The 14,240-nt window shown below is 71.7% G+C and carries 12 protein-coding genes; 2 read left to right on the top strand and 10 right to left on the bottom strand.

Annotation, left to right across the window (positions count from 1 at the left end; translation table 11 throughout):
* Positions 1–37 precede the first annotated feature (37 nt).
* The 6 genes from LO931_RS16215 to LO931_RS16190 form a co-directional block, all read right to left on the bottom strand.
* Complete coding sequence (locus tag LO931_RS16215; protein WP_229054905.1) at positions 38–577, bottom strand: RNA polymerase sigma factor; 540 nt, start codon at positions 575–577, stop codon at positions 38–40.
* A gap of 81 nt (positions 578–658) precedes the next feature.
* On the bottom strand, positions 659–2,167 hold the full coding sequence (locus LO931_RS16210; protein WP_229054904.1) for a dynamin family protein: 1,509 nt from the start codon (positions 2,165–2,167) through the stop codon (positions 659–661).
* Positions 2,168–2,170: 3 nt separating this feature from the next.
* The gene (locus LO931_RS16205) at positions 2,171–2,479 is read right to left on the bottom strand and encodes a hypothetical protein (protein WP_229054903.1); all 309 of its coding nucleotides are present in this window, start codon (positions 2,477–2,479) and stop codon (positions 2,171–2,173) included.
* 24 nt (positions 2,480–2,503) lie between these two features.
* Positions 2,504–3,748, bottom strand: coding sequence for a C39 family peptidase (locus LO931_RS16200; RefSeq protein WP_229054902.1), 1,245 nt, complete (start codon positions 3,746–3,748; stop codon positions 2,504–2,506).
* A gap of 28 nt (positions 3,749–3,776) precedes the next feature.
* Entirely contained in the window at positions 3,777–5,699 is a 1,923-nt protein-coding gene (locus tag LO931_RS16195; protein ID WP_229054901.1) for a dynamin family protein, read from the bottom strand.
* A gap of 15 nt (positions 5,700–5,714) precedes the next feature.
* Complete coding sequence (locus tag LO931_RS16190; RefSeq protein WP_229054900.1) at positions 5,715–7,682, bottom strand: Hsp70 family protein; 1,968 nt, start codon at positions 7,680–7,682, stop codon at positions 5,715–5,717.
* 172 nt (positions 7,683–7,854) lie between these two features.
* Between LO931_RS16190 and serC the strand changes: the two genes are divergently transcribed.
* Positions 7,855–8,961, top strand: a complete 1,107-nt coding sequence (serC, locus tag LO931_RS16185) for a phosphoserine transaminase (RefSeq protein WP_229054899.1) — start codon at positions 7,855–7,857, stop codon at positions 8,959–8,961.
* A 58-nt stretch (positions 8,962–9,019) separates the two neighbouring features.
* On the opposite strand, the gene LO931_RS16180 is transcribed toward serC, so the two are convergent.
* The 3 genes from LO931_RS16180 to LO931_RS16170 are packed head-to-tail and all read right to left on the bottom strand — an operon-like array spanning position 9,020 to position 12,063.
* Entirely contained in the window at positions 9,020–9,541 is a 522-nt protein-coding gene (locus LO931_RS16180; protein WP_229054898.1) for a gamma carbonic anhydrase family protein, read from the bottom strand.
* A 34-nt stretch (positions 9,542–9,575) separates the two neighbouring features.
* Positions 9,576–11,015, bottom strand: coding sequence for an NCS2 family permease (locus tag LO931_RS16175; RefSeq protein WP_229054897.1), 1,440 nt, complete (start codon positions 11,013–11,015; stop codon positions 9,576–9,578).
* A 52-nt stretch (positions 11,016–11,067) separates the two neighbouring features.
* Positions 11,068–12,063 carry an esterase-like activity of phytase family protein gene (locus tag LO931_RS16170; RefSeq protein ID WP_229054896.1) on the bottom strand — a complete coding sequence of 332 codons (996 nt, stop codon included), beginning with the start codon at positions 12,061–12,063 and terminating at the stop codon, positions 11,068–11,070.
* An 80-nt stretch (positions 12,064–12,143) separates the two neighbouring features.
* On the opposite strand from LO931_RS16170, the gene LO931_RS16165 reads away from it, so the two are divergent.
* The gene (locus LO931_RS16165) at positions 12,144–12,539 is read left to right on the top strand and encodes a DUF2530 domain-containing protein (protein ID WP_229054895.1); all 396 of its coding nucleotides are present in this window, start codon (positions 12,144–12,146) and stop codon (positions 12,537–12,539) included.
* Positions 12,540–12,641: 102 nt separating this feature from the next.
* Here the strand turns inward: LO931_RS16165 and LO931_RS16160 are convergent, their stop codons facing one another.
* Complete coding sequence (locus tag LO931_RS16160; protein ID WP_229054894.1) at positions 12,642–14,210, bottom strand: MDR family MFS transporter; 1,569 nt, start codon at positions 14,208–14,210, stop codon at positions 12,642–12,644.
* Positions 14,211–14,240 lie beyond the last annotated feature (30 nt).

Below are 14,240 nucleotides of genomic sequence, written 5' to 3'. Positions count from 1 at the left end.
CGCTGACTGCACCGCAGGACGGACCGACGCGGAGGCCTCAGGCGGTCGCGCCGCGGACCGCGTCGGCCAGCTGGCTGCGCGCGCGGTTGATGCGGCTCTTGACGGTCTGCACGCCGATGCCCTGGTGGGCGGCGATCTCGTCGTAGGTCATGTCGCCGTACTCGCGCAGCACGAGCGCCTCGCGGAAGTCGGGCGAGACCTCGCGCAGCGCTGCGGTGACGAGGTCGCGGTCGTCGACCTGACCCGTGGCGTCGGCGACGACCACGAGGTCGACGATGTCGTCGGTGTCGATCGGGATCGAGCGGCGCTTGCGGCACACGGCGATCGAGGCGTTGGCGGCGATCCGATAGCACCAGGTGCTGAACTTGCTGTTGCCGCGGAACTTGTGGATGTTCTGCCAGGCCGCGATCAGCGTGTCCTGGAGGGCGTCCTCGGCGTCCAGCGGATCGGCCGTGATGCGCAGGCACACCGACCACAGGATGTCGCGGCTCTCGGTGACGAGCTGCGTGAAGGCGTCCGGGTCACCAGCGCGCGCACGCTCGACCAGCGTGCTCTCGGCACTCACGGTCTCCGTCATCGGTCCCCCATCGCTCGGACGGGCACCAGTATGACCTCTGCAGGTGTCGACGGGAAGTCAAAGGCGCGGGGACCTCTCCCCTCACCCCGGAGGCGGGGGCGGAGGAGGGACCGGTCGCCGTGCCGAGGCCGCCGCCGGAGGCAGCGGGACCGGAGGAGGTTCCGGCGACTCGGCCCGCTGGGCGATGGCCCGGTACGACTGCGCCAGCACCCGAGCCGCCTCGGCCTCGCCCGGGGCGTAGGCCAGCGTCGCGCGGCTCTGCGCCTCTCCCGAGCGGCGCCGCGCCTCCGACGCGATCTCGGCGACGGGGGTGTCGCGTCCCAGGCCCAGCTGCTCGGCGGGGTGATCGGTGCGGCTGAGCCGCTCGAGCTCGGGGATCAGGTCGGTCGCGACCCGGGTCGAGCGCAGCATGCCGATCGCCTGGATCTCACGCACGATCTGCAGCTCCGGCGCCACGAGCGCCTGCTCGACGAGGTCGAGCACGGCCTGGTCGGCCCCGCTGTGCCGCGCGGCGCGCTCCACCGCGTCGAGGGCGCGGAGTGCCTTGAGCCCGCCGGCGCGGGCCTGGACGTGGTCACGCACCAGCCGCTGGAGACCGTCGATGCCGGAGACGTCGGAGAGCCACTGCCCGAAGCGGTCCGAGCCCTCGCTCGCCTCCAGTCGACCGGCCTCGAGCCCGAACGGACCCAGCTTGTCCTGCAGGTCGCGGACGCGTTCCTTGGCCAGGACGGCCTCCAGGCCGACTCCGGTGCGCAGTCGCACGGGGGCGACCTCGGAGAGCGTGGCCAGGTCGACGACGTCACGCTCCCGCAGGCGCCCGGTCCGCGACGTCTCCGCCAGCAGGCCCGAGACCGGGACGACGTCACCGACCTCGCCGATCCGTGACGTCGCGAGGCGGCGGGCCTGGTCGCGGGCCGGTCGCATGGGGTCGTCGCCGGCCGCGTCGGCCAGGAGGTCGGCCTGGGAGAGCACGCCGACGGCGTTGACCGCCGAGCCGTTCATCTCGCCCGAGGCAGCCCGGAACTGCTTGAGGAACTCCGCCTCGTCCTCGCGCTGCTCCTGGCGGAACAGGAACAGCACGGCGTCGGCGTCGCCGCTGGCGTGCTGGGAGGTCAAGGAGTCGCCGAGCACGGCGCTCCGCGTGACCTCCTCGTTCTCGCGGGTCAGCGACGACAGGCCGGGCGTGTCGATGAGGGTGAGCCCCCGCAGCGAGGCCGACTGCAGCCGCACCACGAGGCGCTTGACCTCCTCGGCCGGCACCGGGAGGTCCTCCGGAAGTCGGCCCTCGACCAGCGAGATCGGGATCTCGCGACCGTCGTGGCAGTGGACGACCGCGGCCCCGTCGGGCGAGCCGAACTCGAACCACGTGACGACCCGGGTGCACTCCCCCGCTCGGGTCGGCGCGATGCGCCGACCGATCAGGGCGTTGACGAGGGTCGACTTGCCGGCCTTGACCCGCCCCACGACGGCGAGTCGGAGCGGGTCGTGCAGGGCGGCCCGACGGCGTGAGGCGACCTCACGGACCGTCGGGCTCGCCACGGCCTCGATCTGGTGGAGCAGCGTGTCGACACGCCGCACGACGGGCGTCACCCGTCACCCGATCCCGTCGTCGCCGTGCAGGTCGTCGTGCGCGTCGTGGTCGACGGCGTCGCTGGTCGGCGTCCAGTCGTCGTCGGCGTCCCAGACGTGCGGGCCGTCGTCGGCGGAGCTCCCGAGGACGTCGGACGCATCGTCGGCGTCGTCGTCCGCGTCGTCGGACTGGTCGTCGAAGTAGTCGGCGACCGGGTCGTCCTCGGGCGCCAGGGCGTCGTCGGACGTCTCGGCGTCGGGGTCGAGGGCCTGGGCGAGGGCCCGGAGCCACGTGGACTCCGGGACCTCGGCGAGGGGCAGCTGATCAGACATCGTGATCCAGTCTCCCGATCCGGATCAAGCCGTGGCCGCGGCGACCTCGTCGCCCCGGAGGACGACGGGCAGCAGCGCCCACTTGCCGTCGAGCATCGTGGAGACCGCCTCGGACTGCGGGAGGCCCGAGCCGACCGTGGAGGCCGCGGTGTCGGGCGCCGGCTCGTCGCAGACGACGGCCTGGTTGTTGCCGTCCTCCCACGCGTCCTCGAAGTACTCGATCGGGATCTCCATGGCCTCGCCGTCGGGCGTGCCGGTGTCGTTCACGTAGACGACGCCCTTGTCCTCGTCGATGCCCGTGACCATCACGATGTGGTTGACCGCGTTGTTCTCGGGTCCCGGGTCGTAGCCGTACATCGGGCCCCAGTACTCGTCGGCGTCGACCATGACGGCCACACCCACGTCGTCGGCCAGCATCTCCTTGAGGTCCTGGATCTCCAGGCCCTCCTCGAGCTCGGCGGGAACGCCGTGCGCCTCGAGCATCTCGACGATGTCGTCGGCGTACATGCCGGTCGTGGTGCCGTCGGGCAGCACCTCCATCACGCCGTTGTCGATCGCCCAGGTGGCGAACTCCTCCTCGTTGGCGAAGGTCTCGCCGGTGTACTCCGAGACGATCTGCGCGATCGCCGAGGGACCACACGTGCCGTTCACGGCCTGCTCGAACCACAGCTCGGCGTCGCCGAACGGGTCACCGACCAGGCCGGTGCTGCTCGGGTCGCCCTGCGGGTGCTTGCCGTCGTCGTCGGAGTCGTCCTCGTCCTCGTCGTCGAAGTCGACCGGATCGGCGTCCTTGTCGTCGGAGTCGTCGGCGGGAGCGAACCAGCTCGTGGGGGTGTCGGAGTCCTTCTCGTCCTCGTCCTCGTCGTCCTGGGGCGAGTCCTTGTCGTCCTCGTCCTCGTCGTCGGAGTCGGTGTCGAAGTCCGTCTGCTCGAAGTCGGACTCGCCGAGCTCGTCGCCGAAGGTCGAGACCAGGTCGGGGGCGACCTCGGCCGCCTCCTCGAGGTCCATGACGACCGGCTGCGCCGACGGGTTGCTCGGGTCCTCGTAGACACCGACCTCACCGTTGCCCAGGTCGACGACCGCGAGGTCGACCTTGCCGTCGCCGTCGGAGTCGATGTCGGCCGCGTCGACCTCACCGTCGCCGTCGGTGTCGTACGTCGCGATGGACGTGTTGTCGTCGAAGTACTCGACGACGGTGTCGATGACGCCGTCTCCGTCGAGGTCGTCGAACTGCTGGTTGCCGATCAGGTCGTCGCTCGGGTCGGACATCGTGGGCTCCTCGGTCGCTGTGGGTTCGTCACACCTCTGAGGTGTCGCCCTGCGCGTTTGTTCCCGAGGACTTTCGGGTCCGTGGCGCCGGGGCCGGTCGAGGCGCGAGCGCCTCTGCCATGACAGCCTGCAGCTCCTCGCGCTGTGCGCGCAATGCCTCGAGGTGACGCGTCTCGTTCGCGACCTCCCGCCGCAGCCGCTCCGGGGTCTCGGCGGCGGCCCTGCGCGCGGCTTCGAGCTCGGCCTTCGCGGAGTCGAGCGCCGCCTTCAGCTCGTAGCGGAAGGCGATCGTGACGTCGCGGAGCATCACGGTGCGGGCCCGGTCGACGGCGAAGCGCAGGTGCGTCTCGGCCCGGTTCACGGCCGTCGAGGCGGTCTGGGTCACGAGGCGCTCGAGGTTGTGGGCCCGGCGGGTGCGGTAGTTGACGATGTACCAGGCCGCGCCGCCGACGATCGAGAACACCGGCGCGATGATCGCCGGGGCGATCAGGCCGGCCACGAGCCCGCCCATGCTCGAGCCGATCATCGCGGTGCTGGCCAGCGTGGCGTCGAAGCTGCCGCTGTACTCGGCCTCCGCGACCTCGGCCATGGCGAGGTCGTCGACGTCCGGGTTGAGTCGCACCGCGGTGGCGAGGTCGCGCCCGATCGAGCGGAACAGCTGGTCGGCCTGCAGGTGGAATCCGCCGATGAAGTCCGAGATCGAGGTGGACACGATGGCCCGCAGCTCGGCCGTCAGGCTGACCGCGACCTCCTCGATGACCTTCTCCGGGTTCTCCTTGCGGCGCTCGTGCGCGACGCCCGTCCAGTACTGCCGGACCGCGACCAGGTGCTGCGAAGCACGGTGGAGCACATCGGCGCGCAGGACGCTGGAGTCGGAGTTGAGGTCGAGCGACCAGCGGTCGCCCTGCTCCTGGAGCCCGCGCAGGCGCGTCACGAGGGCGTCGAGCTCGGGCACCTGCTGCCCGGCCGACTCGAGGGCCGAGATCGTGCGCCGCCGCTTCGCCTCGTACCGCTCGATGCCGGAGAGCCCGGACCGGAGGGCGTTCGCGACCGCGATGGACGACGGTTCGACGAGGCGCTCACGCACGGCCGAGGCCAGGGCGTCGATCCCGGCGTACTCCCGCAGGTCCGCACTCTCGGCGGGGTCGAGGCCGTTGTTCTCGAGCGCGCTGACCTCGAGCGCCACGGTCGAGGACACGGGGCAGATGGGTGCGTCGGCGAACCGCGGCGCGTGCTGCCGCAGGAGGGCTCGGTTCTCGGCCATGACCTCCTCCCACCCCGAGGGGTGGTGGTCGATCTTGGTCAGGGCGAAGACGGCCTGCTCGACCCGCGCCGAGACCTCGGTGAGGAACTCGAGCTCCGGCCGGGTCAGGACCTGGCCCGCGTCGGTCACCACGACCAGCACACCGCCCTGGGCGGCGGCGAGCGCCGCGAGCTCGGTGTGTCCCTTGGTCAGGCCGGCGATGCCCGGGGTGTCGACGAGCGCGACACCCGGCAGCGACGCCGAGTCGTGCGCGATCGTGATGCCGACGAAGGCCGGGTCGTCGTCGCGCCCCGTGGTGCCGGCGACGGCGACCTCGCGGGCCACGTCGAGTCCGACCTGTCGGGTCGTGCCGTCGGCGAACTGGAGGCGCGCCTGCCCGTCGACGAGGTCGTCGGTGGGCGGGGCGACACGCACGAACCCGGCCGTCACGACGCCGAGCCCGGCCGGGACCAGGTCCGCCTGGCCGAGGATCGCGTTGACGAGCGTGCTCTTGCCCCGCTTGACCTCGCCCACGACGACGGCCGACGCGACGGACGGCGCCGCCGAGGCGAGCGCGGTCGACATGGCGTCGGCCCACGGCTCGAACTCGGTGCCCTTGAGCGCCATCACGGTCGAACGGACGGCGCGACCCTGGGCCGCGGTCAGACGGGGCCGGTCAGGCGACAGCGAGGGACGGGCCGGGCTCATGGAGTCGGACCCGGCTCACGCACTCGCCCACCACTGGTACATCTCCGGGAGCTGGCTTCCGTCGACCGTGGCCCAGATCTCGATGAGGTTGTCGGTGTCGGTCCAGGCCACGTAGCTCAGGTCCTCGGCCTCGCTGTACTGCAGCAGGATCTTGCCGGCGTCGACCGACTCGTTCTCGTAGTTCCAGGTGCCCCAGCCGGGTGATCCGTCGAGCTTCTGCGGGCCCGTGAGCCCCTCCGTCTCGATCACGCCCTGGAACACCTCGTCCATCGACGTGGCGTCGCCGTAGCCGTAGATGTTGAGGAACTCGGGCTTGAACCCTGAGTCGTCCTCGGTCGCGAAGCAGGTGATGGCGATCTGGGCGCCCAGCGGGTCGATGCCCTCGCAGTCACCCGGCTGCAGGGGCGCGTTGGCGGCGATGGCGTCGTTGAGGAGCGTGCACTCCTGCGTCGTGAGGTCGGGACTGTCGGCGCAGTCCGTGTCCTCGCTCGGCTCCTCCGTGGGCGTCTCGCGCGTGGGTTCGGGGTCCGACGACGTCTGCGGGTTCGGGTCGTCCCCGCCGCCGAGCAGAGTCACGGCGGCAGCCACGCCGCCGCCCACCAGCACGAGGGCGGCTGCGGCGAGCCCGATGAGCAGCGTGCGCCGCTTGCGGGGGCCCTGAGGTCCTCCGCCGCCGTAGGACGCATGCGGCTGGTACGGGGTGGGGGCCGGGCTGTAGGCCTGGACCGCCGGGAATCCACCGGTGGTCTCGGCCGGAGTGGGTGTCGCAGGCGCGGGGGCCGGGGCGGGAGCGGGTCGCGGAGCGGGCGCCGGGCGCGGGGCCGGCGCCGGACGCGGGGCGGGAGCCGGAGCCGGCGCGGCCGGCGAGGCCATCGGCGCGATGGCGGGCTCGCGCAGCTGGCGACCGAGCGGCGACAGCGCGCCGAGGCACGTGATGAGCTTCGGGTCGTCGAGCGTGGCTGCGGGCTGGCCGACGACGCGGGCGAGGGAGGTCTGCAGCGGGCGCACCAGCGAGGCGCCGCCCGTGAGGTACACCGTGGCGAGCTCGGTGGGCTTGAGGCCGGCGCGGCTGCACGCCTCGACCGTCAGCGCGGTGATCTGCTCGACGTCGTCGGCGATCGACTCGGCGAACTCGTCGGCCGTGACCGTGACCGTGACCGCTCCGCCACTGGTGACGACGGGCACCGTCGTCGACTCGCTCTCGGAGAGGGCGTGCTTGGCCTGGGCGACCTGCTCGCGCAGGGCGCGACGAGCGCCGAGACCGGCCGTGCTCTCCAGTGCTGCCAGGACCTCGGGGTGACCGCCGGCACGCACCGCGTCGAGCACGATGTTCTCGAGCCGGAGGTCGAACAGTCCGCCGCCGAGGTCGGGGCGACCGGCCGTCGAGACGACCTCGAAGGGACGCAGGGCGTCGCCGGTGACCCGCATGACCGCGATGTCGGCGGTGCCGCCGCCGACGTCGACGACGCAGAGGTGGCTGCCCCCCGGAGGCAGCGGGGCGTGCTGGGCGTAGCGGGAGACCGCGGCGACCGGCTCGGGCAGCAGTCCGACCGCGGAGCGCGGGAAGCCGGCTCGCTCGGCCGCCTCGACGAGGACGTCGCGGCGGGCGCGCTGGTAGCCGGCCGGGTAGGTCAGGGTGAGCTCGGCGGGGCGTCCGCCGCCGGCGACGCGGGCGGCCCGCTGCGTGACCGTGCGCAGGACCGCGGCGACCAGGTCGACGACCTCGCGATCGGTGCCACCGAGCTGCACGACGCGTTGCCCGACGAGTCGCTTGGGGTTGCGCTCGAACGCGCTGGGGTCCAGGAGCATGCGCCGCGTCGCCTCGACGCCCACCGTGAGACCACCCGCGTCGGCGAACACGGCCGACGGCATGACGTCGCCGCTGTCGGACAGCCGGACCGTCTGCGGGTCACGGCCGTCGATCTGGATGGCCGCCGTCGAGTTCGAGGTGCCGAAGTCGATGGCGAGTCGCCAGGTACTCATGACGGCGCCCACCCTCCGGTCCGGCCAGCCCCGTCGGGTCGGGGCTGAATTGTCTGGCAGCACCCTAGCCGTTCAGGGCGTCCGCGTCTGACGTCCGGTATATCGCTCAGGGGCCGGGCCGGACAACGGGGACCGCTCCCCTCCGCACCGCGTCGCGCGCGACAATGGTCCCGTGAAGATCCCCGCAGAGCTGCTCCCCCGCGACGGTCGATTCGGATCCGGACCCTCCAAGGTGCGACCCGAGGCCGTCGCGGCCCTCGCCGCGACCGGCACCGGCCTGATGGGCACCTCGCACCGCAAGGCCCCGGTCAAGATCCTGGTCGGCGCGATCCGCAGCGGGCTCGCCGACCTCTTCTCCTTGCCCGACGGCTACGAGGTCGTGCTCGGCGTCGGCGGCTCGCACGCCTTCTTCGACGCGGCGACCTTCGGCCTCGTGGAGCGCACGGCCCAGCACCTCGTTCACGGAGAGTTCAGCCGCAAGTTCGCGCAGGCCGTCGCCGCCGCCCCGTTCCTGGACGACCCCGACGTGCGTGAGAGCGAGCCGCACACCCGCCCGGCGACGGAGGCCGTGGCCGGTGTCGACACCTACGCCTGGGCGCACAACGAGACCTCCACGGGCGTGTGGGTGCCGGTCGAGCGGGTGGTCGGGGCCGACGAGGGAGCCATCAGCCTCGTCGACGCGACCTCCGCCGCCGGTGGTCTCGCGGTCGACGTCGCCCAGTGTGACGTCTACTACTTCGCGCCGCAGAAGTCGTTCGCCTCCGACGGGGGCCTGTGGGTCGCGCTGATGTCACCGGCCGCGATCGAGCGCGCCGAGCGCCTCAAGGCGTCCGGCCGGCACATCCCCGGCTTCCTCGACCTGCCCACGGCCATCGACAACTCCCGCAAGGACCAGACCTACAACACCCCGGCCCTGGCGACGCTGTTCCTGCTCGAGCAGCAGATCGCGTGGCTGAACGGCCAGGGCGGTCTCGACTTCGCGGCGCGGCGCACGGCCGACTCCGCCTCGCGTCTCTACGCGTGGGCCGAGGAGCGCGACTACACGGTGCCGTTCGTGCCCGACCCGGCCGAGCGCTCGAACGTCGTCGGCACGATCGATCTGGTGGGCGTGGAGGCGTCGGCCGTGTCGGCCGCGCTCCGCGAGAACGGGATCGTCGACGTCGACGGCTACCGGGGGCTCGGACGCAACCAGCTCCGCATCGGCATGTTCCCGGCGGTCGACCCCGACGACGTCAGCGCGCTGACGGCCTGCATCGACCACGTGGTCGAGAACAGCTGAGCGTGGAGAACAGCTGAGCGTGGAGAACAGCTGACCGCCCCCTGAGGTGCGACGACCCTCAGTCGACGATCGTGGCGCCGCGGTGCAGCTCGCGGTGCTCGGTGTAGGTCCGCGCGTTGCGGTGCAGCGACTCGACCTCCTCGTCGGTGAGCTCACGGCGCACCTTGCCGGGCACTCCGGCGACGAGCGAGCGCGGCGGCACCTGCATGCCCTCGGTCACGAGCGCACCTGCGGCGACGAGCGACTCCGCGCCGATGACCGAGCCGTTCATGACGACCGCGCCCATGCCGATCAGGCAGTGGTCGCCGATCGTCGCCCCGTGCACGACGGCGTTGTGGCCCACCGAGACGCCGGTCCCGAGCGTGACGGGCTTGCCCTTGTCGACGTGGAACGCGCACCCGTCCTGCACGTTGGAGTCGGGCCCGATCACGATGGGCTCGTTGTCGGCGCGCAGCACGGCTGAGTACCAGACGCTGGCCCCCTCGGCGAGCTCGACCGAACCCACGAGCGTGGCGTTCGGTGCGACGAAGGCGGACTCCGGAACGGTGGGACGGCGGCCGTCACCCAGGTCGATCAGCATGCAGCCAACCTAGCCCGGGCGACGGCCGGCCACCTCAGGTGAGCCAGCGGGTGATCGGGTCGATCGCGAAGTACACGACGAACAGCGCGGCCACGATCCACATCAGGGGGTGCAGCACGGCCGCCTTGCCACGCACGACCTTGAGCAGCACGTAGGTGACGAAGCCGGCACCGATGCCGACCGTGATGGAGTACGTGAACGGCATCAGCGCGATCGTGAGGAACGCCGGCAGTGCGATCTCGATGTCGTTCCAGTCGATGCCGCCGACCTGCGTCATCATCAGGAAGCCCACCAGCACGAGCGCCGGCACGGCGGCCTCGCTCGGGATGTGCTGCACGAGCGGAGCCGCGAAGACCGACAGCAGGAACAGCAGGCCCGTCACGATCGAGGCCAGGCCGGTCCGCGCGCCGTCCCCGACACCGGAGGCCGACTCGATGTACGAGGTGTTGCTGGAGACACCGGCAGCGCCACCGGCCGCGGCGGCGACCGAGTCGACGATGAGGATGCGCTGCGCGTTGGGCGGCGTGCCCTCGTCGTCGTTCAGACCTGCCTCGGCGCCGACCGCGGTCATCGTGCCCATCGTGTCGAAGAAGTCGGCGAGCAGCAGCGAGAAGACCAGCAGGAAGGCGGCCACGACGCCGATGCGGTCGAAACCGCCCAGCAGGTTGAACTCGCCCAGCAGGCCGAGGTCCGGCGACTGGAAGACCTGGTCGGGCCACGACGGGACGTTGAGGTTCCAGCCCTTGGACGTCGGGTCGCCTCCACCACCGGGCGTGTCGGTGAGGGCCTGCACGATGCCGGCCAGCACCGTGCCGAACACGATGCCGATGAGGATCGCCCCGGGCACCTTGCGGGCGTGCAGCGCGAACATCACGAGCAGCGTGATGCAGAAGACCAGGACCGGCCAGCCCGAGAGCGTGTTGCCGATGCCCAGCTGCACGGGCGGGGCGGGGATCCCGGACGTGCGCACGAAGCCGGCGTCGACCAGACCGATGAAGGTGATGAACAGGCCGATGCCCACCGCGATCGCGGTCTTGAGCTGCGTCGGCACCGCGTCGAACACGGCCTTCCGGAAGCCCGTCAGCACCAGCACCAGGATCACCAGGCCCTCGAGGACCACGAGGCCCATCGCGTCGGCCCAGGTCATCTGCGAGGCGACGGAGTAGGCCACGAAGGCGTTGAGGCCCAGACCGGCCGCGATGGCCAGCGGGAAGTTGGCGACCGCGCCCATCGCGATCGACAGCAGGCCGGCGATCAGCGCGGTGCACGCCGCGATCGTCGCGAAGCCCGAGCCAGGCTCCGAGCCGCCTCCGAGGAAGTTGCCCTCGACGTCGGGGACGCCCGCCAGGATGATCGGGTTCAGCACGATGATGTAGGCCATCGTCAGGAACGTGACGACCCCGCCGCGCACCTCCCGGCCCACGCTCGAACCCCGCTGGGAGATCTTGAAGTAGCTGTCGACGGCGGTGGCCATGGTGCTCCTGACGTGCTGAGGGACGGCGCCCGAGTCGGCGCGCCGCACAGCATCATGGCCGACGGCGTCGGCGCAGGAGAAGGGCCCCGGCGAAAAGACCCAGGATCGTCACACTGGCGACCCACACCACGGTCGGCACGCCCTCGGCCGCACTGCTCTCGGAGGCGGGACGTGACGGCTCCGCGACCTCGGCCGGCTCGACCGGCTCGGGTGTCTCGAACGTCAGTCGGTGCAGCGGCTCGCCCACGCCCTCGCTGCCGACGAGCACCGTGGTCCCCGACGGCTCGACGGCGATCGTCTCGCCCTGGCTCTGCGCGGGGAGCTGGATCGTGCCGACCTCCGCGAAGTCGTCGCGGACGTCGTGGAGCGTCGCCCCGAGGTAGGTGCGCACGACCGCGTAGTGGCCGTCCGGCGTCATGGACGCGTCGGTCACGAGGATCGGCATCGTCACTCCGGTGGAGGTCGCGGTGCTGACCTCGTCGGTCGGGAGCGCGTCGGGCATGGCGAGCAGCTCTCCGCCCGTCCACCCCTTCGTCACGACCCACTTCGCCGAGCTGGTCGGGTCGACCAGCAGGGCCTCGACGTCCTCGCGCCCCGTCTCGAACGCGACGGGGTGGACGTCGGGCCGCACGCTGTCGTCCTCGCGACCCGGCTCGGGCAGGGAGTAGAGGCGGGCGTCGTCGCGGACGGCGTCGTTGTCGCCCGTGTCGGCGATCCAGAGGGTGCCGTCGCCGTCGAGAGCCAGCGCCTCGGGGTCGCGCCACGGCACGTCCTCGATCTCGGTCACGCCCACGACCTCGCAGGTCGCCAGGTCCACCGCGTAGACCTCGGCGTCGCTGCCCGAGTCGTTGACCAGGTATGCCGTGTCGGGGTGCGTCGCGCTGACGGCGAGGCCGCTCTGCTCGTCGATGCGGTCGTCGGTGAGCGTGCACGCGACCGAGCCGCCGGTCGCGGCGTCAGCGCGGCCGGTCACGGTGGCGACGACGACCACGACGAGCAGCGCGATCAGGAGGCCCGGGATGAGCAGGCGACGGTGACGGGGGTTCATCGCCCACCAGCATGACAGGCAGGACCGGCGACCCGTGCGCGGAGCGCCACGATCGAGGCCGCGCTAGTAGGGTGGGGGCCGTGAGTGACGACGACGTGGTGCGCCCCGAGGACGGGCCCGCGACGATCGAGCGCAAGCTGGGCCACCGCGAGCGTGAGCGGCTCGAGCGCGCGGCCCGCCGCCACGAGCTGGGTCGCCCCGACATCACCGAGCTCGAGATCGGTCGCAAGACCCACAAGGTCGCCGAGGTCGAGCCGATGGACGTCGACGGCGTCCGCACGATGGTCGTCGGCACGATCTTCTGGGCCGTGGCCGCAGTCGCGCTCCTGCCGTTCCTCGGCACCCTGCGCGACCAGGGCGACGACTGGTGGTTCTGGACGACGGTGGCCGGCTTCGGCCTCGGCTGCATCGGTATCGAGTACTGCCGCCGCCGGCGCAACGCCCTCGCGCGTCGCCCCGGCCGCCGCCGCGCCTGACCGACGCGCGCAGCGCGGAGGTCGGCTCTCCGCCCCTTGAGGTGCGAGCGAGGAACGAGCGAGCCTCGAAAGGGGTCCCTCAACCTGCCGGCGGTGGCTGGCTCAGGCGACGGGGACCTGGATCTCGTCGGTGTCGGGCTGGCGGTCCTCGGCGCGGTCGATCGTGGTGCGCAGCGGGATCTCCTTGATGAACAGCGCTGCGACCAGGCTGACGACCGCGACGACGGCGGCGATCGCGAAGATGTGGCCCGTGGCGTCGCCGTACGCAGCGCGCACGATGCCGACGACCGGCGCCGGGAGGCTGTCGAGGTCCAGCAGCGATCCGCTGCCTGCTGAGGGACCCGAGGCGCCCGTGGCGGCCAGCTGGTCGGTGACCGAGGTCTTGACGTCGTGCGCCAGGATCGCGCCCAGTACCGAGACGCCCACCGCGCCGCCGAGCGACCGGAAGAAGGCGACCGTCGCGCTGGCGGCCCCGACCGTCGAGACCGAGACGGTGTTCTGCACCGCGAGCACGTAGTTCTGCAGCAGCATGCCCATGCCGAGGCCCATGACGGCCATCGAGGTCATCGCGTGCCACTCGGGGGTCGTGTGGTCGACCGTCGAGAGCATGGCCAGGCCGACGACGAGCAGGCTCGAACCGGTCACGAGGAACCGCTTCCAGCGCCCGTAGCGGGTGATGAGCTGACCACTCAGCACGGTGCCCACGAGGGAGCCCGTCATGAGCGGGATGCTGAGCACGCCGGCCCACGAGGCGGAGTGGCCGCCGGCGACCTGGAAGTACTGGCCGAGGAAGACGGAGCCGCCGAACATCGACATGCCCACCGCGATGCTGCCCACGATCGCCAGCGCCGTGGTGCGCTCTCGCACGACGGCGATCGGCAGGAGCGGCTCCGGGTGGCGGGTCTCCACGACGACGACCAGCACGGTGGCGATGATCGTCGCAGCCCAGAACAGGGCGGTCTCGGTCGAGAGCCAGGCGAACGAGTCGCCGGCGAAGGTGACCCACAGCAGGGGCAGCGAGGCCGCGATCGTGATCAGCACGGCGCCCCAGATGTCGAGCTGCACCTTGCGGCGCTGGGTCGGCAGGTGGAGCTGGCGGTGCAGGATCGCCAGGGCCATGACGGCCAGCGGCACGCAGACGTAGAAGCACCAGCGCCAGCCGAGCCCGGGGGTGTCGACGATGACGCCGCCGAGCAGCGGCCCGCTCACGGTGGCGACGGCCATCGTGGCGCCCATGTAGCCGCTGTAGCGGCCGCGCTGCCGCGGCGGGATGATCGAGCCGATGATCGACTGCGAGGTCGCGATCAGCCCACCCATCGCCAGGCCCTGCAGCACGCGGCACGCGATCAGCCACGGCACGCTCTGGGCGGCGCCGGCGAGGATCGAGCCGATCACGAAGCCGACGAGCGCGACCTGCACGAGCGTCTTCTTGTTGAACAGGTCCGAGAGCTTGCCCCAGATCGGCATGGAGACCGTCATCGCGAGCAGCGACGAGGTCACGACCCAGGTGTACTGGGTCTGGGAGCCGTCGAGGTCGGCGATGATCGTCGGCAGCGCGTTGGAGACGATCGTGGAGCTGATGAGCGCGGTGAACATTCCGGCGAGCAGACCGACGAGGACCTGGAGGATCTCGCGGTGGCTCAGCGCGGCAGGAGAGTCAGTTTGTTGCACAAAGCAACTATACAGCCCGGACCGCAGTCC

Source organism: Aeromicrobium sp. Leaf350, assembly GCF_916858655.1.
Lineage (GTDB): Bacteria > Actinomycetota > Actinomycetes > Propionibacteriales > Nocardioidaceae > Aeromicrobium.
Note: the sequence above shows the minus strand (reverse complement) of the source record. Positions and strands in the feature narration are given on the sequence as shown.